Source organism: Paenibacillus sp. (assembly GCF_048976745.1).
In the GTDB taxonomy this organism is placed as follows: Bacteria; Bacillota; Bacilli; order Paenibacillales; family Paenibacillaceae; genus Paenibacillus.
The window spans coordinates 676,213-700,112 of record NZ_JBHGUU010000006.1 but is presented as its reverse complement, the minus strand read 5'-3'; the positions used below and the strand labels follow the sequence as shown (position 1 = coordinate 700,112).

20 protein-coding genes and 1 pseudogene are annotated in these 23,900 nt (G+C 46.6%); all 21 read right to left on the bottom strand.

Features of this window, described 5'->3' with window-relative positions; all coding sequences use genetic code 11:
• Positions 1-285: 285 nt before the first annotated feature.
• Complete coding sequence (locus ACE3K2_RS09850) at positions 286-822, bottom strand: GNAT family N-acetyltransferase (RefSeq protein WP_421889318.1); 537 nt, start codon at positions 820-822, stop codon at positions 286-288.
• Positions 823-1,198: 376 nt separating this feature from the next.
• Positions 1,199-1,804, bottom strand: a complete 606-nt coding sequence (locus tag ACE3K2_RS09845; RefSeq protein ID WP_421889316.1) for a pentapeptide repeat-containing protein — start codon at positions 1,802-1,804, stop codon at positions 1,199-1,201.
• A 211-nt stretch (positions 1,805-2,015) separates the two neighbouring features.
• A pseudogene (locus ACE3K2_RS09840) lies at positions 2,016-2,150 on the bottom strand (GNAT family N-acetyltransferase); the annotation flags it as partial.
• 69 nt (positions 2,151-2,219) lie between these two features.
• Positions 2,220-2,582, bottom strand: coding sequence for an Asp23/Gls24 family envelope stress response protein (locus ACE3K2_RS09835; RefSeq protein ID WP_421889314.1), 363 nt, complete (start codon positions 2,580-2,582; stop codon positions 2,220-2,222).
• Positions 2,583-2,747: 165 nt separating this feature from the next.
• Entirely contained in the window at positions 2,748-3,230 is a 483-nt protein-coding gene (locus ACE3K2_RS09830; protein ID WP_421889312.1) for a hypothetical protein, read from the bottom strand.
• Positions 3,227-5,251, bottom strand: a complete 2,025-nt coding sequence (locus tag ACE3K2_RS09825; RefSeq protein WP_421889310.1) for a prolyl oligopeptidase family serine peptidase — start codon at positions 5,249-5,251, stop codon at positions 3,227-3,229. Before ACE3K2_RS09825 ends, ACE3K2_RS09830 begins: the two co-directional genes overlap by 4 nt.
• 21 nt (positions 5,252-5,272) lie before the next feature.
• The gene (locus tag ACE3K2_RS09820; RefSeq protein ID WP_421889308.1) at positions 5,273-6,202 is read right to left on the bottom strand and encodes an ABC transporter permease; all 930 of its coding nucleotides are present in this window, start codon (positions 6,200-6,202) and stop codon (positions 5,273-5,275) included.
• Positions 6,203-6,218: 16 nt separating this feature from the next.
• The gene (locus ACE3K2_RS09815; protein ID WP_278295326.1) at positions 6,219-7,136 is read right to left on the bottom strand and encodes an ABC transporter permease; all 918 of its coding nucleotides are present in this window, start codon (positions 7,134-7,136) and stop codon (positions 6,219-6,221) included.
• Positions 7,137-7,242: 106 nt separating this feature from the next.
• Positions 7,243-8,808: an ABC transporter substrate-binding protein gene (locus tag ACE3K2_RS09810; protein WP_421889306.1), complete on the bottom strand. Its 1,566-nt coding sequence runs from the start codon at positions 8,806-8,808 to the stop codon at positions 7,243-7,245.
• A complete protein-coding gene (locus ACE3K2_RS09805) occupies positions 8,805-10,016 on the bottom strand; it encodes a M20 metallopeptidase family protein (protein ID WP_421889304.1) in 1,212 nt (403 codons plus the stop codon). The genes ACE3K2_RS09810 and ACE3K2_RS09805 overlap by 4 nt, the downstream gene beginning before the upstream one ends.
• Positions 10,013-10,765, bottom strand: coding sequence for a FadR/GntR family transcriptional regulator (locus tag ACE3K2_RS09800; RefSeq protein ID WP_421889302.1), 753 nt, complete (start codon positions 10,763-10,765; stop codon positions 10,013-10,015). Before ACE3K2_RS09800 ends, ACE3K2_RS09805 begins: the two co-directional genes overlap by 4 nt.
• A 194-nt stretch (positions 10,766-10,959) precedes the next feature.
• Positions 10,960-11,673: a glycosyltransferase gene (locus ACE3K2_RS09795; protein WP_421889300.1), complete on the bottom strand. Its 714-nt coding sequence runs from the start codon at positions 11,671-11,673 to the stop codon at positions 10,960-10,962.
• A 152-nt stretch (positions 11,674-11,825) separates the two neighbouring features.
• On the bottom strand, positions 11,826-12,923 hold the full coding sequence (locus ACE3K2_RS09790) for a Gfo/Idh/MocA family protein (RefSeq protein WP_421889298.1): 1,098 nt from the start codon (positions 12,921-12,923) through the stop codon (positions 11,826-11,828).
• 12 nt (positions 12,924-12,935) lie between these two features.
• Positions 12,936-13,859 (bottom strand): AraC family transcriptional regulator, encoded by a 924-nt coding sequence (locus ACE3K2_RS09785; protein WP_421889296.1) that lies wholly within the window; start codon positions 13,857-13,859, stop codon positions 12,936-12,938.
• A 24-nt stretch (positions 13,860-13,883) separates the two neighbouring features.
• On the bottom strand, positions 13,884-14,888 hold the full coding sequence (locus tag ACE3K2_RS09780; RefSeq protein WP_421889294.1) for a Gfo/Idh/MocA family protein: 1,005 nt from the start codon (positions 14,886-14,888) through the stop codon (positions 13,884-13,886).
• Positions 14,889-15,128: 240 nt separating this feature from the next.
• Positions 15,129-17,933, bottom strand: coding sequence for an alpha-mannosidase (locus ACE3K2_RS09775; RefSeq protein WP_421889292.1), 2,805 nt, complete (start codon positions 17,931-17,933; stop codon positions 15,129-15,131).
• A gap of 18 nt (positions 17,934-17,951) precedes the next feature.
• Entirely contained in the window at positions 17,952-18,776 is an 825-nt protein-coding gene (locus ACE3K2_RS09770; protein ID WP_339302599.1) for a carbohydrate ABC transporter permease, read from the bottom strand.
• A 22-nt stretch (positions 18,777-18,798) separates the two neighbouring features.
• A complete protein-coding gene (locus ACE3K2_RS09765; protein WP_091016580.1) occupies positions 18,799-19,665 on the bottom strand; it encodes a carbohydrate ABC transporter permease in 867 nt (288 codons plus the stop codon).
• 67 nt (positions 19,666-19,732) lie between these two features.
• Positions 19,733-21,112 carry an extracellular solute-binding protein gene (locus tag ACE3K2_RS09760; RefSeq protein ID WP_421889289.1) on the bottom strand — a complete coding sequence of 460 codons (1,380 nt, stop codon included), beginning with the start codon at positions 21,110-21,112 and terminating at the stop codon, positions 19,733-19,735.
• A gap of 79 nt (positions 21,113-21,191) precedes the next feature.
• Entirely contained in the window at positions 21,192-22,493 is a 1,302-nt protein-coding gene (locus ACE3K2_RS09755; RefSeq protein WP_421889287.1) for a glycoside hydrolase family 125 protein, read from the bottom strand.
• Positions 22,494-22,717: 224 nt separating this feature from the next.
• Positions 22,718-23,890 (bottom strand): GntR family transcriptional regulator, encoded by a 1,173-nt coding sequence (locus ACE3K2_RS09750; RefSeq protein ID WP_421891133.1) that lies wholly within the window; start codon positions 23,888-23,890, stop codon positions 22,718-22,720.
• Positions 23,891-23,900: the final 10 nt, after the last annotated feature.

Below are 23,900 nucleotides of genomic sequence, written 5' to 3'. Positions count from 1 at the left end.
TTTAGATTCGCTTATACGATAAAGGAACCTGGCGATATAACGTTCAGTGCCAAGTAGATCTATGCATAGGAGGACAAAGTGTCGGATTCTGATTAGTAATATTGTGAACCATGCCAATGTTCATGTTCGTTGACAGGTCCACATAAACATCTACAACCTCTAATTCAGTCATCACTTTATCACCCCTTTGAAAGCTCAAAATTTGAATACAGAAAACGTAACATGGAACAACAACACGGGTCAAGGCGAGAACTCAGAAAAACCTCATCTTATACCCGACCTTGATCAATATAAATATCCTAAAAAATCGAGTTCTCCTTCATCCCATGGCACGCTTCCCACTTCTTTAATCATTAACCCCTCCACCATTTGAGTCCCAACTCCAACTGTGGTTAAGGTTTCATGATCAATTTTCAACCACTTACATGTGTTGCTCACCGTTTTGAATCCATTTTTTCTGTACAGTTCATCGTGATCCGCAAATAAAAGGACAAAATCAACACGCCCTTGGGCCACTCGTTCCACTTCGGATATTAACAAAGAAGCGATTCCTTGAGAACGAACAGCCGGAGAAACACACAAATCGATGATCCCCAACACTCTTATGGGTGTTCCATTTAAATTCATCATCCTGTAATCCAGTCCTACTTGTCCAACTAGTTGGTTATCTAGGGTGAATGCCAATATTCTGCCCTGTGGTATTTGCTTAAAGAACAATCTGTCTTTTGGATAAACCTCTGGAAAACTGGCAACAAGTAATTCTTGCAGAAGAGTTGACCATTCTTCACTTAGATCCACATCATATGTTTGAATTAACTTCAAAAAAACATCCTCCTGAACCGAGTTATTCTCTTTTTTGCTTAAGGAACATAAGCATCCTCAACCTCAACTTTTCGTTCATTCCCCATCGTCATGTACCTTACGTTAATCATATTTCCTTTCTGAAAATGGGGTATATGTGTGATCGGGATATAAGTTTCTACAATGGTTGGAAAGGTGCGGCCGTCAACTTGGGTTACAGTTAAATCCAATCGCACGCCCGGCCTTCCATCCATACTGGATGAAGTCTGTACAATATCATGAATGATTTAGCTACTTCTTGTTTATATCTAGTATTCCCTCCTATTTTCCTGATTGTGAAAGATTTTAAAGTCAAAAAAGCCGCCTTAAGGGCGACTTCATGCAGTGTATGTTTAATTCAATCTACTTTCGCACCATACGAGCGCACAAACAGAACGGCTTGTTCGCGATCCAAACGAACACCTTTGATATCGAGTGATTTCAGATCGATGCCTTCCAGGTTAGCCCCTCTTAGATCCGCCCCTTGCAGCTTAGCTCTGCTTAATACAACACGGGTAAGATCACAGTCTCTCAGATCCGCTTTGGTGAAATCGGTGTCCGTAAAGTCAGCTTCAAAAAAACGAATTCCTCGCAAATCCTGTTTGCCTAATCGGGTATGTCTCAGATTCGTATAAGACCAATCGCCGTGAGTTAGTGTAATCCCATCCATTTGCGCACCGGAAAAGTCCGATCCCGTCATCTTGCAAGAACTGAATTTGGAAGCAAATAGATTCGCACCACCAAAGGTGCAGTTTTCAAAAGCCGATTCCGTATGAATTGAACCATTCATGGAAGCTCCTTTGAAGTCACACTCGATAAAACGGCAGTTACTTGTCTCAATCTCTTCCATAGAAGCATTCATGAACGTACATTGTTTGAAAATACAACTTATGAGTTCTCCATAGCGCAGATCACGTCCCTCAAAATGCACTGCTTCATATTCCTGATCTTTATATTGATACACTGGTTACACCCCACATTGTATATTTCTCCGTCTTTCTTCATTAAAACAACTTTTTATACTATACCACACCCCTGTCAAGTACCTGCTTAAACCCATACAAAAGTCAAGTTACTTTTTTATGAGAATGATCTTAAAACGACAAAAGGAACGCATATAGCGTCCCTCTAACCCCACACATCTAACTGTTCCAATGTGGGCTTATGTATGTGCACTACACCAGTATTTTGCACATTCGGTACAGGGACAGCGAAGGTTTGTTGATTTCCCCCACTCTCTGGTAACCCATACGTTCATACAGTTTAATAGCTAGTAGATTTTCCTTTTTAACCGTAAGGGAAAATTTCGACAGGTGGACTGGCTTTTATAATGGAAATCTTATTCATCGCTGTCACTCCTCTAGGTAGCTGAAATTGGATTAAAGCCTCACATCAGATTGGTGGAATGATATACCCTCAACGATTACATTCACCGTATCAATGGTTAACCCGGTCAATTGTTCCACATGCACTCTCACATTGTTTTGCAATTCCCTGCAGACTTCATGCACTTTTGTTCCATAACGAATCACAACCTTTAGGTTGATCTCCAGTCTGGATTCTACGTTGCGAATGGCAATGCCATTTTGCAGACTTTTGCCACTCCACTTTTTGGTGATGCCTTCTACAAGTCCTGTCGACATGGAGGAAATCTCACTGGTGGTATTCGCGATCTTGCCCACAATTTTGGAGATCACATCATCCGAGATTTGAATTTTTCCCAGAACATTTTGAATGGACATCCTAGGTTTCCCCCTTTTTCATCTGTGTTTTTGATAGATAAAAATATCATTTAATATAAATATAAATCATCCAAAGCGCCATTTCAACTTTTGAATTCCGTCGTCCACATTTCTACCTGTACATACCAAAAAAAACCGCGATCATCGCGGTTTCTACTGGTCCGATTATGGGAATTTCAGTTGAATACGGACAGGAATGCAGGAGGACGACTTGCCATTGCTCTCTGTTGTGCCTTCTTCTGCTGCCTCTGTTTCTTCTAGTTGCACGATCCACTGCCTGCCAATTAACGATTGTAGCAATTCAATCTCTTCTGCGGTCAGTTGAATATGTTTCAGTGACAGTTCATCTTGAACATAATCCCGATCCACCTTACGGTCAAACCGGAAATCGAGCAATCGCTTCAACCCGTTAATATGCAAAAACTTGAACTCATAACCTTGCCGTATCGCCTTTTCCCAATCGTCTCCGATATCAGCTGCTGTCTGTAATCTTTCATCAAAATCCATCGCGGATTCCTTAACCAGAGGCAACAACCGGACATAGTCCCGACGTTGTAAACATTCAATAATCACTTCTCCCGGTAACCCACTTGTCAGAACATTCTCTACAAGGAGCCCGACAGGAATGGACAGCTGAGTTCGACTCATTGCTCGCCCTCCTCATTCCCGAGATACTGATTGAACCAGGCATTCACCTGTTCGAAGCTATCAATCCGCAGTGAAGGTTTACCACTTTTGAGCAAACTGTGGTTGGAGCCTGGATAACGAATGAGTTTGGTCTTTTTACCGTATCGTTTTAGGGTAGTATATAATTCTTCCGCTTGGGCAATTGGTGTCCGATAGTCCTGCTCTCCGTGCATGATCAGAAGTGGCGTCTCAATGTGACGTGCATGGGCAAGAGGTGAGCGAGACCACAGGAATTCAGCGTTTTCCGCTGGATTGCCGCCAATGACTCCCTCCACATAGGAAATTCCGATATCGCTCGTTCCATACATGGACAACCAGTTGGAGATGCAACGCTGGGTTACAGCCGCCTTGAAGCGATGTGTGTGCGCTACGATCCAGTTGGTCATGACTCCGCCATAACTGCCACCTGCGACGCCCAGACGTGATGCATCAAGGATATCATAAGTAGCCAGGGCATGATCAACAGCTTCCATCAGATCCCGGTAATCCCCTCCGGCAAAGTCGCCACGGCAAGCTCTGGCAAACTCCTGGCCATATCCCATACTTCCCCGTGGATTAACCCATAACACAGCGTACCCTTGCGCAACAAGTGTCTGCATCTCATGACTGTATGTTCCCGTATACATCGCGTGAGGTCCACCATGAATCTGTAAAATCAGCGGCAGCTTTCCATTGGTATCACGTATTGCCGGTCTCGCTAACCAACCTTGAATCGGCCATCCATCGGAAGACTTAAACTCTACACGAACAGGTACATTTACTTCTAAATCAGCCATGAATTCGTCATTCCGCCTAGTGAGTCTAAACATTTCACCATTGTCGATATTCACGCGGTATAACTCTCCAGGATGTCCGTCCGTCAATGCAGCGATAACCAACGTCGTACCGTCTGGCGTTAAGGTATACTGATACACATCCTTTTCACCCGCGCCCGTTACGAGTTGACAAGCTCCATCTTCCTGAATGCGATACACGTCCACATTCCCATTATGCGTTCCGAGTACATATACACCACGTTCCGGACGATGGGCATCCGAGATCGGAGAAGGTGATGCAGCTGCTGACTTCATATCCCCCAGTGCTGCGTTACCAATCTGCATATCTAACTGCGGTGCAATTATCCTGGGTTCCCCCCGATGAACAGGGACAGCATATAAGCTGTTGAGGCTCCCACTCCCGTATTCGCGATCACTGGCAATCAGGATGAGTTGCTGTCCGTCAGGTGAATAGGAAAACTGGCTTATTGTCAGACTGGAATCCGTCACTTTGAAGAGATCACTCTCTCCCCATCGAATGCTGTATACATCTGTAAAATAGAGCAGATCCGCATCGAGTTCCTGATCTTCCACTTGCTTGGATATGAAGGAAAGATACTGGCTATCCGGCGACCATGCCGGCGCACTGATATTCCATAACCCGGATGTCACCTGCGTGATCTCCCCGCTTGTCATCTCATATACAAACAAATGGCTGTATTGACCATCCCACCAGCCGGACCCTTCCGCCTTCGGCGTTGTACGCTCAAAGACCTTACCTCTCAACACAGGTGCAGGTGGCTCCTGTTGGTCGTCAGCTTTCTTCTTCTGTTGGTCCTCCGGTTGCACCTTGCTGGTAAACGCAATGTACTCCCCGTTCGGAGACCAGATATAATTCAATATTTTACATGCAGGAGATATCAGCATGACCGGCTCTTTTTGATCTGAATGGAGTGTCCATAGTCCTTTGCCACCATCCAGTGAGCGAATAAAAGTGAGCTGTGTGCCGTCTGGCGACCAAGCAGGTGAGGAATCCTTTGTTCCATCCGAAAGTGCAATATCTTCTTGACCATCGAGCGAGATCCCTCGAATTTGCGTGTTATATTCGTTTTTATCCTGATCTATGGTCTGTTCCACATATGCCACTTGTCCGTTCGGACTGATTACTGGCTGGCTGATCCAACGATAGTGAACCAGATCCTCCGGCAGAATTGGTCTTTGACTCATAATGATGGCTCCCTTCTCCGTTTATTTATGGGTTGTCTCCGTACGTGGATCAAGCACATCACGCAGCCAATCACCAAGGAAAATAACACCGAGTACGGTAAATGTAATGGCTAGTCCCGGGAATGTAGCGACCCACCAGCTTGTTGCAACGTATTGTCTGCCATCACTGAGCATCCCTCCCCAGGATACATCGGGTGGTTTGATACCCAGACCCAGGAAACTGAGTGAAGCTTCCATAATAATCGTCGTGCCAACATTCATACCGCAGATCACGATAAAGGATGAGAGGATATTCGGCAGAATGTGTTTCAGAATCAGTCTTCCATTCTTCGCACCAATGGATCTGGCTGCATGAACAAAATCCCGCTCTTTGATACTCAGAACCTCACTTCTTACCACACGTGTGAATGGGACCCAGTTTGTCACCCCGATGACAAAGATCAGCGTCGTAATACCCGGGCCGACAATCGCCATCACAACAAGCATGAACAGAATGGTTGGAATCGCCATGAATGCATCACCTACACGCATGATGACAGCATCCACCCATTTCCCGTAAAATCCGGATATCAGCCCCAGAATGGCACCAATGATTCCGGACACAATCACTGCACCCATACCCACGATTAAGGAAACCCGAGCACCATATACAATTCGGCTCCACATGTCTCTACCCAGATTATCCGTACCGAGCCAGTATTCGGCCGTTCCGCCCTCAAGCCATGCTGGTGGTTTCAGACGATTGAGCGGATTCACCGCTGCCGGATCATGACTCGTTAATAGAGGTGCACCTATGGCAATTAACACAACCAACAATACAAGCACAGCACCAAACATTCCGGTCTTGCTGATGATCAATTGTTGCCAGATATAACGAAATCCCGTTGGTGCACGCCCATGGTCCTGTTCCTGTTCTGTACCCGGAATTGGCATTTCATTGCTGCCTGTCATATGATTGCACCTCCTTCTAGTCGTATTTGATACGCGGATCAAGTAACCTGTAGGCTACATCCGTCAAGATATTGGTTACTACAACGATGACCGCAATGACAAACACAGCGGCTTGTACAATCGCCATATCATGCGTGTTGACTGCAACAACCAGTAATTGACCCAGTCCAGGCCAGGAGAATACCGTTTCCGTAATCAAGGTTCCCCCGATCAGACTTGTAAATTGCAAACTCATAATCGTCACAACCGGAATCAATCCATTCCGAAATGCATGTTTTACAATGACAACCATTCGGCCAAGCCCCTTGCTGCGGGCTGTTCGAATATAGTCCTGATTCAGAATCTCCAGCATGCTTGAACGAATCAGTCGAGTCATCTGGGCAGCCAGTCCAACGCCGAGTGTAAATGCCGGCAAGATCAGATGTGACAATCCTCCGCGACCAGATACCGGCAATACGCCCAGCATGACGGAGAACAAGAGGATAAGCATAATCCCCATCCAGAAGTTTGGCATTGCCTTACCAATGACGGATATTCCTGAAATGATGAGATCGGTAAACGTGTTACGTTTAACAGCTGAAATGACCCCAAGTGGCACAGCCATAAGTACGGCAAAAAACATCGCGGCTACGGCCAGTTCAAAGCTGGCAGGCAATCTCTCCAGCACAAGCTCCAATGCAGGCTGATTGTAACGGAAAGACTGACCAAAGTCTCCCTGGATCGCACTGCCCAGAAACTTCACGTATTGCGTATATAAAGGCTGGTCCAAACCGAGTGCCTGCGTCAAGACAGCACGATCTTCAGCGGTAGCCGTTTCGGGCAACATTAGCGCAACCGGATCACCGGTAACTCGAACCAAAATGAACACAATTAATGAAACAATGAACAGCACCGGAATGATCTGTAGTAATGACTTAAGTACGTATCTGCCCATTCCTTGTTCACCTCCCTTGTTAAGAAAAAGAACGGCAGGAACATGGTTATCCAGTCCCTGCCGTTCACGGCCTTATCTTTTCAATGACCGGTTATTATACCCGATGTTACTGTGCAACAGGTGTAATCTCGTCAGCATAGAACATCTCGTCACTCCGCGGCGCGAAGTTCACTTTGGCATTGGTTCCGTAGACACCTTCCATTTGGTACAGATATACCGCTGGGCGTTCTTCAGAGAAAATCTGCTGCACTTGCTGATACTCTTTCTCCCGAGCCGTTGGGTCCATGTTCACCAATGCAGATTGAAGCAATTTTTCTACTTCAGGATTGTTGTAATCCGACTCACCTTTGGCTTCATCCAACATATAACGATTGTAGTTATTCGAAGCATCGAACAAGGAGTTACCAATACCGATCATGAAGATTTCTTTGAATGATTTGGAGCTGTAACGTTCACTGAATGCACTTGCTTCCAGGACATCCAGATTGATTTTGAATCCGGCTTGTTCCAGCATCGCTGCAACAACTTCAGCCTGTTCTTTATACTGAGCGGAAACGGAGATGGTCATCTCGGCTTCACCTTCAGCATAGCCAGCTTCTTGCAGCAATTGTTTTGCTTTTTCTTGATCATAGAGTGACGTTTTGTACAATGAAGGATCCGCACCGAAGTTGCCTGGTGTTACGGATGTGCGGGTTACGATACCTGCACCGCCGGCAATGCTGTCTACAATGCCTTGTTTGTCGATAGCCAGATCAATCGCTTCACGGACTTTCGGATCAGCCGTGATGCTGCCTTCTGTCTGACGGAAGATCAACTGAAGCACACGCTGGATTGGCGCTTTGACAATCTTTTTGTCTGCTTCACCTTCAATCCGGGCAATGTCAGTGGATGGAATGGAAGACGCAACATCTACACCACCAGCAAGCAATTCGGATACACGCGTGGAGGCTTCAGGAATAACGCGGAATACCACTTCATTCCATTTTGGTTCACCGTCGAAGTAGTTCTCGTTTTTCACCAGTTCCACACGATCATCTTTCGTCCATTTACTGAACTTGTAAGGACCTGTGCCTACCGGTTGCTTCAGGAATGCATCGAATCCTTTATCCGCAATATATTTTGCTGGCAGAATACCAGCTCCCATCTTGGACAAACGATTCAGGAGCAACGGATCTGGACCATCCGTGATGATGTCTACGGTATAGTCATCCACCGCTTTAACTTCTACGATATTTTTGAAATAACTGTTTTGTTTCAGTGTCTCGTCCTTGGCTACGCGCTCCAGCGTGTATTTTACATCTGCCGAAGTAAATGGATCGCCATTGTGGAAGGTCACACCTTCACGCAGCTTGAATCTCCATGTTGTATCATCAACCTGATCCCATGAAGTCGCAAGTCCTGCAACTTTTTTCTGCTCACTGTCATTTTTGATCAAATAATCAAAAACGTTGACCAGAACCGCCTCACTGGATGTATTGTTGTTGTTGTGCGGATCAAAACTCTCAATATCTGTAGCCGCGGCAATGGTCAATGTTGTACTTGCGCTTCCACTGCCCGTTCCTTCTGTTGCGGCATTGTCATCTGTGCTTGTCGTTTTTCCTCCGCAGGCGCTAAGCACCATTACGATTGCCAGTAACGTGATCCATAAGCCTGTCCATTGTCTTTTTTTCATTGTGATTGCTCCCCCTCAGAAGTTGTATTCCTAGCCAAAAATTCAAGTGCAACTGCAGACAACATACCCACACCATACGGCATCGCTGTCTCATCGAGATCAAACATGGGATGGTGGAGCGGATAACGAGTACGTTCCTCATCATTACCAGATCCTAGTCTGAAAAACACACCCGGAATCTGTTCACAATAAAAAGCGAAATCCTCGCCCCCTGTGGAAGGTTTGATATAGTTCCATCCCTTCTCCGCATTAACCTGATTGCAGGTCTCTGTCAGCAGGTCAACCATGCCGAGATCATTCACGACAACAGGGTATCCATCTCCATATACGACTTCGCATCCTGCTCCGAAAGAATCACAGACCCCTTTGACAACCTGCTCGATCAAAGCTGGCATCCGTTCACGAATGGCAGGTGAGAGTGTACGAACCGTACCGATCATCTCCACTTCGGGGGCGATGGCTGTTCCCATATAACCTCCGGTGATTTTGCCAATGGTGACTACAGCGGGTTCAAGCGGATCGACCATCCGACTGACGATATTTTGCAAGGCGGTGATGACCTGAGCGGATACCGCAATCGCGTCAATGCCCTCATGCGGACGAGCTGCATGTCCACCCTTGCCAAACACCTTAATAATCAAGGGATCAGCTGATGCAAATGCAACGCCCTGACTTACACCCAAGGTTCCCGTGTCCTGTCCAGGGGTCATGTGTAACCCTGCGATGGCATCAACCTTCGGATTCTCCAGAACACCATCCTGAATCATGGCTCTTGCCCCTGCAAGTCCTTCTTCCGCTGGCTGGAAAATGAATTTGATGTTGCCTGATTTCGGTCTTCCAAGGCCTGTAAGCAGTTGGGCAGCCCCCATCAGAATGGAAGTGTGAGCGTCATGTCCACACAGATGCGCTTTGCCTTCTACTTGTGAGCGATATTCCACCGCTTTCTGATCCTGGATTGGCAGAGCATCCATGTCTGCGCGCAAGGCAAAGGTTGGTCCTTCGGTCTCTCCGCGAAGCAGGCCTGTAACCCCGGTCTGTCCCACATTGCGTGTAACTTCCAGTCCCAGGCTTTCCAGATGTTCAGCTACGATAGAGGATGTACGATGCTCCTCGTAACCAATCTCCGGATGCCGATGCAGATCTCTGCGCCAGGCGCTTAACTGGGCTTGTAGTGGCTGAGCCAGCTGTATCAGTTCTGAACGATTCATTTGCTGTCATTCCCTTCATTTTGATCTGATTCAGAAACCAAACGGGCATAGATCGCGTCAGCCGAGAATTCGATATGTCTTTTCATCGTCTCCCGGGATTTGACCCTGTCATGTGCTTTCAGCGCTTCAAGAATCTCCATATGTACACCGTGGTTGACGGTACGGATCCGGTCATCATAAGGCATCAAGTCCAGTGCCGGATTGATTTTGGTCCGGATCTGTCTGACCGCTCTCTCGCAATATGGATTCCCCGAAGCTTTGGCGATGGTCAGATGAAATTTCACATCCAGTGCCCTGAACCATTCCCTTGTGCAATCTGGCTCTATACTTTGCTCCATGTAGCCCTCAAGCAGCTCCAGTTCGCCTGCGGTGATCCGCTCAGCAGCGAGAAAAGCTCCCTCGGGCTCAATGATGGTTCGATATTCAAACACCTTCAGCATCTGTGACCAATCCCGTTTAATTTCTTCTCTGGTCCGTTTATGCGAATTGGCTGTCAGAGGCAGTACAAATGTTCCGCCTTTGGCACCCACCCTTTTCTCAATCAAACCTTTCTCTTCCAGTGAAGAGAGTGCCTCACGAACCGTAATGCGACTTACATTAAAAATCTCTGCCAGATCTCGCTCGGCTGGAAGTTGTTCTTCACTCATCAATTCTTTCAAAATAATGGCTTCTTCCAGTTGTTCTCTAATGAATTCACTGACCTTTTTGGTGGATACTTTCTCAAAACGAAATGAAAACGTACTCGACATCTAAACACTCCGATCTGTATATGGTCTAGACCTTATACCATTAATATAATTCCGACTAAACTTATATGCAATACTTTTTTTCAAGTAAATTCAACTTTTTTTCTCGGCACCTCCAAATTGAAGCATTCAGGCACAAAAAAGACGCATCTGCAATTGGCAGATGCATCTTCCCTTTCGCTATTTTGTGGTAACTTCTATACCTTCTTATCAGCAAAGGATCTGAAATCTTCCGTAACCGCAAGCTTGGTACTTCCTTCCAGGTAAAAGTTATCATTCGCTCTCCACGTATGACTTTTTTTGTTCTGTCTGCGGTGATAGACATAATTGAATGGTGAGGTCGCGTAAGCTTTGAATCCTCTTTTCCTGCATTGTCTCAGGAAGGTTACATCTTCCCCTATTGAACGGTCGGTGAAGCGGACTTTTTTCAAGACCTCCCTTTTGAATAAAATTGTACCCCCTTGCACAAATTCAACCGGTTTATTTTTTTCAGCGGGAGATCTGACCAACAGTGTCTTGGACGCACCCAAGTATACCAGGCACGAATGTTTGCCCACGATATCACTTTGAGTCCGTCTAAGTTCTCTCACCTGTTCTGTCAAATAATACGGCGAATAGTAGTCATCATCATCAAATTTGGCAATTAACGAAAAGCGAGCCTTTGTCATGCCAGCGTTCAAGCTTTGTCCTAATGAAATGCTCTCCGGAACCTGATAAACATGAACATTGGCAAGATTCCGAACACGCTTTTGATATAATGCCAGATTCATGCGGTCATGATTCAGGACAATAATCAGTTCTTTGCTTTTATAACGCTGCCGACTGTAATTTTGCAGAATGTTGTCAAAAAATTGCGGCCGATTGGTACATACCACAATGGAAACACCATGACTCGTTTTCTGTTTAGTCAAGACACAACCTCTTTTCAGCTCATTTTTCTCTCATCATATGTGCCGAAATAGAGTCTGGTATGGACCAATAGCTAGAAATCCAAAACATCAAAAAACCCTCTGTCTCCAATAACGGGACAAAGGGTTATGTAATCTGTTTGTTTATGTCTGTTCTATGCTTCCTTATTGTTATTCAAATATACAGCCTTGCCTGTACGAGCAGATTCATAAAGTGCTTCCAGGATCTGAGATACAACCAGCGCTTGTTTTGGTGTAACCACCGGTTCCTGATCGTTCTCAATCGCTTCAATCCACTTTCTCATCTCCACATCCGGCGCGCTCTCGCTCTTGCCATCGTAGAAAGCTACCCCGCCAGCACTCAGTTCAATCTCATTGGTATATAGACGGCTGAATTTCTCGCCATTGATGCGCAGTCCGTTCTTCATATCCGCACCCGCTTCGCTGCCGCTCAAGCTGCATTTCGCTTCATCCACGTCCAGTGAGTTAAGCGCCCAGCTGGATTCCAGCATGATCGTTGCCCCATTCTCCATCACAATCATGCCAAAGGCCGAGTCTTCCACGGAGAATTGTTTCGGGTCCCACGGGCCCCAGGCATTGGCAGCATTTTCACGTTGCGAAAGCTCATGATACGTCGTCCCCAGAACGACTTTGGGCTGATAGTTATCCATCATCCAGAGTGTCAGATCGAGTGCATGTGTACCGATATCAATCAGTGGGCCGCCACCTTGTTTCTCCTCATCCAGGAAAACACCCCAAGTTGGCACCGCTCTACGTCTGATCGCATGTGCTTTGGCAAAATAAATATTCCCCAGATCACCCGCTTCGCACACCTTCTTCAAATACTGACTGTCTTCTCTGAAACGATTGTTGTATCCGATGGTCAATTTCTTGCCGGTACGTTCTGCCGCTTCCAGCATGAGCTGCGCTTCAGCAGATGTCTTCGCCATTGGCTTCTCACACATGACATGTTTGCCTGCTTCCAGGGCAGCAATGGAAATCTCGGCATGAGAGATATTCGGTGTAAGTACATGCACAATATCCAGAGAGTCATCCTTGAGCAATTCCTGATAATCGGTATAAACTTCAGCATCCGTAGAGCCATACTTTTGTTTCGCTTCATCTGCACGTTCCTGAACAATATCGCAGAAAGCCACCAGTTCAACATTATCCAGTTTACTCAGACTTGGCAGATGTTTACCATTTGCAATTCCACCACAGCCGATAATTCCGATACGATATACTTTACTCATATACATTCACCCTCACTTAAGTATTGGTTGTTTCATTTTACGAAAAGCCGACGGGGTCATCCCCAGACGTTTGCGAAATACGGCATGCAAATAGTTGGCATTATTGAAGCCTGAAGCAAGAGCGATCTGTTCAATGGATACGTTACTTTCCTCCAGATTGCGGCACACGGCGCGCAGACGAATATCTTCCAGTACACGGCTGAACGGCATCTTCGGCTGTACTTGATAGAAGATTCGCTGCAATTGTCTGCTGCTGATATGAAGTTTCTCAGCTACATGCTCCAGCGTCACCACTGTAGGATGATTCGCCTCCATATACTGCACTGCATACTCATAACGATACGCCGACATGTCCCGGACAGGGGCTTCCGGTCGATTGCCTCCGGTGTCGTATGCTCGCACGGTTTTGAGTAATATGCTGATGACCAGTTGCTTGATCGATGTATAATAACCTAATAATTTCTGATCACAGGCCTCATAGGCTTCCAAAAAACAATGCATCGCCCGATGATAATCATTCACCGGAGCATGCGGGAGTGTTCTCAGCTTTTCAATCGTTTCCTCAGATTCAGCTGCTTCCCAGGGATCGACATGCTCTCTTGGCTTGTGAACGATATCCACATGAAGACATAGTTCATCCATGTCCTCTTTGGCGTCCGCCTCCTGATAATGAACAACACCCGGTCCAGTCAGATACAGCATCCCTTCCGAGAGTGCATGCGCCTGATCATCGAGAATAACTTTGCCTTTACCTCTCGGGATAAAATGAAACTCAAACTCCGCATGATTATGGAAATCCACAACTCGGCCCGCTGGAAAAGAAGTCAGATGAAATCGCATCACGCGAATCTCATAATGTCCCCAAACCATTGAAATATCCAGTCTCTCCAGGAGATCCTGCCGTTCAAGCATTTTCTCATAAGGATACAGGCTCAAGATTGCACACCTCCTTAATAAAACCTAACCCTTCAACTCGTTCAGAGCGATCTTGCGCCCTTCCTTGTTAGAGAGATTCGCAGCTTCCATCAACCGGGTCAGCTCCATAGCGATCTGTACGTTTTCAGTTGCATCCGTATCATTTTGTATATGTGAAACCCACTGATTGAATGCGCTTTCTCTTTTGTCTGCCAAAGGAAGCTCCGTCCACTCTTGATACTGTCCCTGTGCTGCTTTTGTGCGAATCAATAACTTGTCATCAGGTGTTCCATACAGAAGTGTACCCTCCGTACCATGAACCTCAATCGTAAACGGAGAATGGCTGTTCACAAAACCAGCTTCGACTACGCCGATTGCTCCCGAATCCGTAAACAGGGTTGCGACAGCATTATCTTCCACTTCCTTGCCTGTAATGTATCCAAAATTGGCATTAACCTCCGTTACTTCCTGACCCAGAAACAGTTTGGCCAGATACATCGGATGGCAGCCCAGATCAATCAGCGCACCGCCCTGACAATCCTTCAGATCATAAAAGTGTTCAGGCAACCAGTTCGAAATGGCTCCATCATGTGATAAACGCGCTCTAACATACGTCACTTTACCAAGTAACCCTTGGTCAAGCACATCCTGAATCGTTAGCGTATATCCTGCATTCAGACGTGGTAAGGAGACTGTCATCTTGACATTGTTTGCCTTTACCTCATCAAGGATTCTGTTGGATTCCGCCTGTGTCGCTGCAATAACTTTCTCCGTGAAGATGTGTTTACCAGCTTTTGCCGCTGCGGTGATGACTTCTTCATGAATGCGGGTTGGCGCATCTACAATAACGGCATCGATGTCATCCTTAGCCAGCATATCTTGGAGTGAAGCATAGAATGGCACGTTTAAACGTTCAGCCGCTTCCTGTCCCCGCTTGGCATCTTCATCCCACACCGCTGCGATGACTGTATCTTCATGTTCCTGTGCCTGCTTGATGTAATCCCATGCGTGAACATGCCACAAGCTAATTTTCCCAATTCGAATGGTCACTGTTGTTTTACCTCCATATTATATAATATTCTGACATTTATCTATAAGTTATCACAGAGTTAATGTATTTTTAATAGAAACTCGCGACAATAAATGTATAAAATCACGACATGAATATTATTAGGTATGCATGCAGTTCCCCATAACACTTTGGTGTGGGCGCACTTAGCGGGCACATGACAAAACCTCCTGTCCACACTACCGTGAACAGGAGGTTTCTAAGATAATAATGTTCAAATGTCAACTCAACGCATAACCTTGTGTAACAATCTTGAACCCGGATATCGTCTGGCTGTCCTCTCTCAATGTATCCTTAATTCGCTCCAGCACATCGCTTTCATAGACGGATTCACATTCAAATCCAGTATGCACGTTCAACTCAACTGATTCGGAATTCAGATTATACCAGCGAGCAATCACATCTCCGGTTTCTTCCGCGATCTTCAGTGTGGAGAATGCCAGTGTCGAACCTTGCGCATTCCATGCCAGCCATTGCTTCGTTAGAGGTAGTTCAATCTTTTGCCCATCAGCTCCTCCAGCATGAGCTTCTTGTTCATAGGTGCGTGCTAATGACCCTAGCTGCACAGTCGTCCAGGGAATGGGATACATATATGCGGATGCACATGCGCCTGACTGTGCTGCATCCCCTGCAAATGGAATAATCGCATATTCCACACGCTGTTGTCCCAGACATTGGGCTTCTGGTGTCTCGAACACGCCCCAGTCTCCCAGTTCCGAGGAGGCACGCAGCAGCGTAACCGCAATCGTACTGCCCTCTTCATGCTGTAAAATCTCGTATTCATTCAGCCCTTTGTTTGCAATCATCAAGCCATAATCACCATCGGTCACATGCACAAACGCTTGCTGATGCTGCGCATTACTCGGATTCACCCATTCTTTGGCCGGTGTGTTTGAACGTTTGGCAATTTCAAAGATGGAATCCGCATAATGATCGTCTGTCACCAGTCCTGATGGAAAGAGTGCGCGCAGTCGATGATCCTTGGCCTGATTGTTAAATTCAGATTTTACCTTGACCATATTACTGCCTGCTTCCAACGTATACGTTGTCGTAATCACCAGCGGGACGGTGTTCTTGACTCGCTCTGCCTTTCGTTCTGTAAAAGGAACCATTTGGCGCTTTTCCAGCTCGAACAGTTCGTCTGCTCCAGCCGGGATATCCCAGCGTAGTACACTTTCCATAACTGCCCGATACGGAGACTGCTCGAGGATCCGCAGGTCAGCCTTCAGATGCTCCGTGGTGAGCGTCATCTCTCCGTCAGGCTGACGATAAACGTATTCATTGCCGATATCACCGGTATTTTCATATGAATTCAATCCCCTATATACAGCACCGGAGACCTTATCTTCAATCGTTGCCGTACCATTTTCTTCAATCGTCACCCGCAAATGACCGTTCTCCATCATCATGCCCTGAACTCGGACGAATTCGCTCGTATCTGGTACTTCAGTAATCTTAGCACTCTCTGTTTGTTCCTTAACTGGAATGAGAGCATACGTCTTATAACCCAGCGAAGGTACATCCGCCGCCTGGAAGGTTACTCTTACTTTACGAGCCATATAAGGCTGTCGGAAGCGATCCTTCGGAAGTTCATAGCCAAAATGTGCACCCAGATCCTTGATTTCCGCCGAGTACGTGTGACCCTCCGAATCGACCAGCTGATATGCTGGCAGTGCATCTTTTTCCACCTTCTGCGCAAGTGCCTGAGGATTAGGTCCTTCCGGGAAAAAGGCTTTGTCCACAATCAGGTCCATCTCAATGATTCCATTTCGATTCCACCCACTCGTGTTGAACACAGTGAATAATACTGCTTCCTCTCCCCAAGTCTCAGAAGCTTGCATATGAATGGACTCAGCAATCGCCTGCGCGCTCTGGGAAACCAACTTTTCTGCAAGCTGTCTGCTCTTGGCAAAGCGGGTCACCATCTCACGGTGAACCTCATCCACACTGCATCCGCAGATGCTATCATGCGGGTGGTTCTGCATCAGCATCTTCCATGCATGCGTCAACAGATGATGCGGATAATCTTTAACCCCGGCGATATGGGCCATGGCGGCCAGTGGTTCGGCTACTTTTTCAAGCAACGTCTGCCCCTGCTGATTCAATTGTTTCAGATAAACCCTTGCGGATGCCGTATTCACCAGTGTTCCCCAACCATCCGTGTGCTGACTGCGAAGTTCGCCTTCGATGGTCGCCAGATGCTCAGGGACATTTTTCGTAACCGCCTCAATGTAATCGTCAAAATTCGAATGGATAAATTCCACATCAGGATACAACGTAGCCGCCGTACGTAAAGCCTCGGGTAGATCCGTCTGGATCGGCTGATGATCACAACCATTCATGAACAACAGATGTGAGGTCGAGGCGAACTTCTCGGCATCCGCCAGATTTTTATCCCAATATACTTTGGCTTTCTCCGGATCAACCGGAACTTCCATCCCATTGCAGTACCAATTTGCGAACAAAATGCCGAGCACTTCCGAGCCGTCCGGCGAGCGCCAGATCATCTCGGAATAGGGAGATTCGTAACTGTCTGCATCAACCACCGCATTATTGAATCCGGTAGGCTTCACCCCACGTCCAAAGATCGCGTTCTGAATGTCCGCCTGCTGCAGGATCTGCGGTGCCTGTCCCATATTTCCAAATGAGTCCGGGAAGTATCCCGTCTTGGATATCACACCCAAAGGTCGAGCATCACGATGCCCGATGAGCAGATTTCGCAAGTTGGCTTCGCTGCTGGTCAGAAACTCATCCTGTAACACATACCATGGGCCAAAATGAATGCGTCCTTCACGAATATAGCGGTCAAGTCTCTCCTGCTGTTCGGGCCGAACCTGCAAATAATCTTCACGAATAATCGTCTGCCCATCCAGATGGAAATAACGATATTCCGGGTCCTGATCGAGCGTATCCAGCAGTTTATCCATCAGTTCAATGAGCAGTACATGATGGTGTTCATAAGGCATATACCATTCGCGGTCCCAGTGGGTATGCGAGATGAGATGTGCCGTCTTTTGGGTTGTCATGTTGTGTACCTCCTGTCATTAACCTTTGGTTGCCCCGCCCATGCTGAAGCCTTTGGACATGTAACGCTGGGAGAAGATATATAGCACAACCGAAGGCATCGTATAAAGTAGTGAAAATGCAGCCAATCTGCCGTATTCAACCATGCCGTGGCTGCCGAAAAATTGATAAATGGTGACCGATGCCGGAAGTTTCTCCGGTGTCTGGAGCAGGATGTAGGGCACGAAGAAGTTACCCCAACTTCCCGAAAAGGTAAATATCGCTATCGTTGCAATACCCGGCAACATTAGCGGAGCCACAATTCGTCTCAAGCCATTCCATACGGACGCACCGTCAATCCATGCCGATTCTTCCAGATCAATTGGCACCGAATCCATGAAGTTTTTCATCATCCAGATGCCATAAGGAAGTGAGGATGCGGTCAGGAACAGCATTGTGGCAATGATGCTGTTTTGCATTTTGAAGAACAGAAACATTTGAAATACCGGAACCATCACGGCCGTAATCGGAAGAGCTGTCATGAACAGAATGGATAACAGGAAGCTTTTTTTGAATCTCATTTCATAACGGGATAAAGGATACGCAGCAAGCACCGATACCAGAACAACCAATATCGCTTGCCCTCCCGACAGAATCAGGCCGACACCGAATGAACGAAGATTGCTCGCATCCCCGAGTACATCCTTGAAATTTTGAATGGTCCAGGTACTGGGCATTTTGATGCCCTGCTGTGCGTTCGGATCAAATGAAGCCAAGATGATCCAGAGCAGCGGCAATAAAAAACAGAGCCCCAGAAAAACTAGAATCCCGTATTGGATTTTGCGTTGAAGCCCATGTTTGACCATAGGGATCGAACCTCCTTCATGGTTACACTTTCACTTTCATGGATCGCATGTAGAACAGGCTGGCGATAATACCAATGAACAGCAGAACCAACGATATGGCTGTGCCGTATCCAAACTGATAGTTCACAAAGGCCTGGTTGTACATGAAGATTGGCAGGGTTTGTGTCGAAGTACCCGGGCCACCACCAGTCATCGTATAGATCAACGTGAACACGCCCAGTGTTTGTAAGGTGACCAACATCATGTTGGTCACGATGGACCCTTTTACCATTGGAATCGTAATGTGTCTGACAATCTGGAACCCGGTGGCACTGTCAATAATTGCAGCTTCTTCAACTTCCTTCGGAATATCATCCAGAGCGGATTGATAGACCATCATCGAGAAGGCTGTACCGTGCCAGATATTCGCAATAATGACACTCACCATAGGGAAACTGAACAACCAGGAGATGGGATTTGCCCCAAACCAGCCGAGAATCTGATTCAATGAACCATTGTCACTGAAAAAGGCCACCATACAGAATGCCACAACAATCTCGGGTGTCACCCAACCGGCAATGACGATGATGCCAATGACCCGGCGGAACGTCACATTTTTCTCCTTCATTAGAAGAGCCAGAATGAACCCAAGCAATACCTGACCAATCACTGCGGAGAAGATGAGAAAGACCAGCGTGCGCCAGACGCTTATGCGAAAGTCCGGATCATGGAACATATTAATGAAATTCTGGAATCCGACAAACTCCAGACTCTTGGCTGCCGCCCCGGTCAGAGCCATATTCGTAAAGGCAAAGCAGATCGTCAGAATGATGGGAACAATGAAAAACACAAGTAATAACAGTACGGAAGGCATGAGAAACAGAAATGAACCTGGTGCTTTCCTTTTCATAAGTCACTCTCCATTCGAACCGGAAAAAGGGGAGATTATGCCTCCCCCTCCGAATATATCGATATCCTTATTTCTCTTCGATGCTGTCCGCGCCAAGGGAACGGGATACGTTGTCCTTCAATTGCGTAATTCCGTCTTCCGGCGTCAGCTTGCCAGAGGCAATGCTCTCAACAATGCTTTGCAATTGGGCGGATACCGCTGCATATTGATCGTTCGCTGGACGGAAGTGGGCCACATTCAAGAGTTCCTGTGCTTCTTTCGTATATGGACGATCGGTATAACCTTCAACTTCTGTGGAATCATTACGTGGACTAAGGCTACCTTCCGCTATTACACGTGCAGTCGCATTTTCCTTATTCATCAGGAACTCGATGAATTTCCAAGCGGCTTCCTTATTTTTCGCTTGTGCAGGAACAGACCAAGCCCATCCTCCAGACATTGTCGTTGCTCCAGGTTCTTCCCCATTTTGTGTTGGGAATGGCGCAAAGCCTATTTTCTCTTCGACGTTGGCAATTGGAGCAGCACCGTTCTCGGCCCATGTCGAACCTGCCCAGCTCCCATCAACTGCCATCGCCAGTTTATCCTGTGGGAACTGTTGCTGGAATGCAATACTGCCAGCTTGTCCATTCAGGGCGACCTGCATGGTCGGACCTGTTTTATCCGTGTTAAACACTTGATCTATGAATTTGAAGGAATCCAGCAGCCCAGGGCTGTTAACTACCCATTTTTTGGTAGTGTCGTTATACAGCGTATCCGCCGTACCATAAAGCAGCATTTCCAGCGTTTGCATGGTAACACCCTCACCGTTTGCTTTACCCACGATCATATTAAGCGGTGTCACACCTGGCAATTTTTGCTTGATGGTACGTGCTGCTTCGAGGACTTCTGCCCAGCTTGCAGGTTTGAAAGGAACTTCAAGTCCCGCCTGTTGGAACAGTTCCTTGTTGTACCAGATCCCGCGTGTATCCGAGGTAGCCGGAACGCCGTACACTTTGCCATCTTCGCCAGTAACCCCTGCCTTCAGGTTGTCGATGATGTGCTCTTCCCAATCAGGCCATCCCTGAACCTGTGTATCCAGTGGCTCCAGATATCCCGCAGCAGCGTCCGATTTGATGATGGATGTATCTTCGGCAATGACATCAGGCGCCGTGTCAGGCGATTTCATCTGCAAAACCATTTTGGACGTATAATCACCCTCACTAGCCAGTACAGGTGCAATGTTAATTTTGATATCCGGATTTTCTTTCTCGAATTGATCCACCAAGCCTGATTGGAAAAACTTCGTAAGTGTATCTTCAGATCCTGAAGAACGGAACGATACGGTTACTTCCTTCTTGCCATCACTGGTTGTTCCTGTACTTGAACTTCCGCCTGAACAGGCTGTGGTTAGAATGAGCAAGGATGTCATAACTGCTGCTACCGGCATTTTCAATGAATATTTTCTCATGGTTCGCTCTCCTCTTGTCGGAATTCAACGAACTCCGAACGTTATGATGTACTCGCAGGTCCTCTCTTGCTTTGCTATCCTATTTCTGTACGCGGAATCCGCAATAATCCATCATCAGCTCACTAAAGAGCATGTTGGACCATGAAAACCACGGACGTGTATATTCATGTGGATTGTTGGCCGAAAAGCCTTCATGGGTCAATCCGGTATCCGCATCCGTTTTCTGAATGAGCTGGAGCAATCGCAGTTTTTCGTGACGATCCTCTGTAGTTAGCCCCTGCATGGATAAAGCGATATGCCAGATGTACCCTTCTGGTGTATGCGGACTACCGATTCCAGCAGCAGCTGTTCCCTCATAAAAATACGGGTTGTGCGAGGATAGAATGAAACGGCGTGTATTCTGATACACCTCGTCGTTCTCCTCCACATATCCGAGATAAGGTAAAGACAACAGGCTCGGCACATTGGCATCATCCATCAGATTGTGATTGCCCTTACCATCTGTTTCGTACGCGTATATAGTTCCATATTCCGGATGTTCAACGGTGCCATAATCCTGAATACCTTTGTTGATCTGTTGCTCCAACTGCTGAGCAGTCGCTGCCAGCGATTCATCCTTGAGCACAGCTTCAGCAATTTCCTGTAGATATCGAAGCGCCACAACGGCAAACATATTGGATGGAATCAGATAACCATATTCACAGCGATCGTCGCTGGGACGGAATCCCGACCAAGTCATGCCTGTGTAGGCTGTTTCCGTACCTCGTCCCTCTCGGCTGAGTGTATCGGTTTCGGGAGCATCCAGACGCTGGAACGTGTAAGGTGATTTCGTCTCATGATGCTGTTCCACTTGCCATAACTGCATGATAATCTGGGCTGCTTTGCGAAACGTATCATTGAATTGCGTTGTTCTTCCCGTGTTCTTCCACAAGAGATAACTGAGCTGAATGGGATAAGCCAGAGAGTCGATCTCATACTTCCGTTCCCAGATCCAATCATTCATCTGCGTCAGATCTTCCTGATGTCCTTTCCCACTCTCCGTCTCATTAAAAGCGTTTGCATAAGGGTCCAGGAGAATATAATTCAGTTGACGTTCAACCAATCCAGTGATCATGTCAGCAATATCTTCATCCTCAGAAGCGAGGACCAGATAGGGTCTTACCTGAGCAGCAGAATCACGTAACCACATGGCAGGGATATCTCCCGTAATCACAAAAGTTGTGCCATCTTCTTTGCGCTGAATTGTGGTCGCCATTGTATTGGTAAAACAGTTTTTGAACATTTGGTTAAGTTCCGGAAAATCCGGCATACGTTGGTTAACCCGATCAATCATGTCGTATATCGAGGGGGAAATTTCTTGATCATCTCTGGGTTTCAGCATGTTGTCCTCCTTATGTAATCCAATTTGTTAACCGCTTTCATCATCCTAAAACGAATATAATGTTATGTCAATATATTTATTTGTATATTAGCATGTTATTTTAGTTTAACCGCACTAAATAGTATACCAATCAAGGTGCTGTTCCCCTTTTTTATCCACAACAAAAAGAGACCTCGTTTCCACGAAGTCCCTCTTTGAACATAATGATTATAAAGCCGCCAAAATTAACTCTTTTGTTTCAGCGTACCTGTTGACTTCCCCTTCACCAAACGGGCTGGCAAAACAACTCTTTTCACTGCCATTTCGTTGTTCTGCATACTTTGAAGCACCATCTCAAATGCTTGTTTCCCCATATCAAACTGGCTTTGTCGCATATGAGTTACACGACTTCCTTCGGCTGCGTTTGGACTATCAAAACAAATGATGGACAAATCTTCCGGTATCCTCAGACCAAGCTGATCTGCTGCCTGTTCTGCAAGTAAAGCAATATGATACTCCGCAGCAAAAAGGGCAGTAATCTGCGGATATTTCTGTAAATGTTCCACCAGTGTCTCCACATCGCGGACCTCGACTTGAGGATCGAACACACTAGGCAGTGTCGAAAGAAAAGATTCTAACCACAGTTCCCTGTTCACCAGCACCCCTTGATCATGATGTGCCTCAATAATCCCTTCGATTCGTTCTTCAATCGGTGTAGTGTTGGCCGGAGGCTGCGTCAGAAAAGCGATATGTCGGTGACCGAGATCGAACAAATAATTCATTCCTTCTCTCGCCGCGCCTACGTTATCCGTACTGACAGATGAAGCCGGAATGCCTTTCAAGTACCGGTCAATCAGGACAAACGGAAATTTGTTAACGACCAGTTTAAGAATTTCATCGCTGAAATATTCACCCTGTGCCGGGAAGATAATTAATCCATCCACTCCCAGTTCCAGCAGTTCCTGAATGCTCTGTTCTTCCTGCTCGGGAATCCCGAAGGATCGTCTAAGTACGAGAAAACAATCATGCGCTCGTGAAGCTTCTTCCATTCCATATAACAGTTCTGTACCATACATATCACTGAAGTTGGTAATGACCAGACCAATGAGCAGCTTCTTCTCCGGATCTTTAACCGCAGCATGCGGAGCAGGTCTGATAGGTCTTTCTTGTAACACATCTGCCGTGTTGGCTACAAAAGAACCCCGTCCCGGCTGACGAACTATTAATTGTTCACTCGCCAGCATCTCAAGCGCCTTTTTCGTCGTAATCCGGCTAACTCCGAATTCATCACATAATTCCTTTTCCGAAGGAACACGCTCACCCACTTGATATTCATGAAGCTGTATCCGTTCACGCAAGGATTCAAAGATCTGTTCATACATCGGCTTGGATGCCGAGTCTTTCCCCAATACAAGCACCTCCATAAAT

Coding starts and splice junctions, on each gene's coding strand:
- ACE3K2_RS09835 (WP_421889314.1), bottom strand. CDS start 2,582: ATGTCCATTCAAAATGTTCTGGGAAAAATTCAAATCTCGGATGATGTG.
- ACE3K2_RS09830 (WP_421889312.1), bottom strand. CDS start 3,230: ATGAGTCGAACTCAGCTGTCCATTCCTGTCGGGCTCCTTGTAGAGAAT.
- ACE3K2_RS09825 (WP_421889310.1), bottom strand. CDS start 5,251: ATGAGTCAAAGACCAATTCTGCCGGAGGATCTGGTTCACTATCGTTGG.
- ACE3K2_RS09820 (WP_421889308.1), bottom strand. CDS start 6,202: ATGACAGGCAGCAATGAAATGCCAATTCCGGGTACAGAACAGGAACAG.
- ACE3K2_RS09815 (WP_278295326.1), bottom strand. CDS start 7,136: ATGGGCAGATACGTACTTAAGTCATTACTACAGATCATTCCGGTGCTG.
- ACE3K2_RS09810 (WP_421889306.1), bottom strand. CDS start 8,808: ATGAAAAAAAGACAATGGACAGGCTTATGGATCACGTTACTGGCAATC.
- ACE3K2_RS09805 (WP_421889304.1), bottom strand. CDS start 10,016: ATGAATCGTTCAGAACTGATACAGCTGGCTCAGCCACTACAAGCCCAG.
- ACE3K2_RS09800 (WP_421889302.1), bottom strand. CDS start 10,765: ATGTCGAGTACGTTTTCATTTCGTTTTGAGAAAGTATCCACCAAAAAG.
- ACE3K2_RS09790 (WP_421889298.1), bottom strand. CDS start 12,923: ATGAGTAAAGTATATCGTATCGGAATTATCGGCTGTGGTGGAATTGCA.
- ACE3K2_RS09775 (WP_421889292.1), bottom strand. CDS start 17,933: ATGACAACCCAAAAGACGGCACATCTCATCTCGCATACCCACTGGGAC.
- ACE3K2_RS09770 (WP_339302599.1), bottom strand. CDS start 18,776: ATGGTCAAACATGGGCTTCAACGCAAAATCCAATACGGGATTCTAGTT.
- ACE3K2_RS09765 (WP_091016580.1), bottom strand. CDS start 19,665: ATGAAAAGGAAAGCACCAGGTTCATTTCTGTTTCTCATGCCTTCCGTA.
- ACE3K2_RS09760 (WP_421889289.1), bottom strand. CDS start 21,112: ATGAGAAAATATTCATTGAAAATGCCGGTAGCAGCAGTTATGACATCC.
- ACE3K2_RS09755 (WP_421889287.1), bottom strand. CDS start 22,493: ATGCTGAAACCCAGAGATGATCAAGAAATTTCCCCCTCGATATACGAC.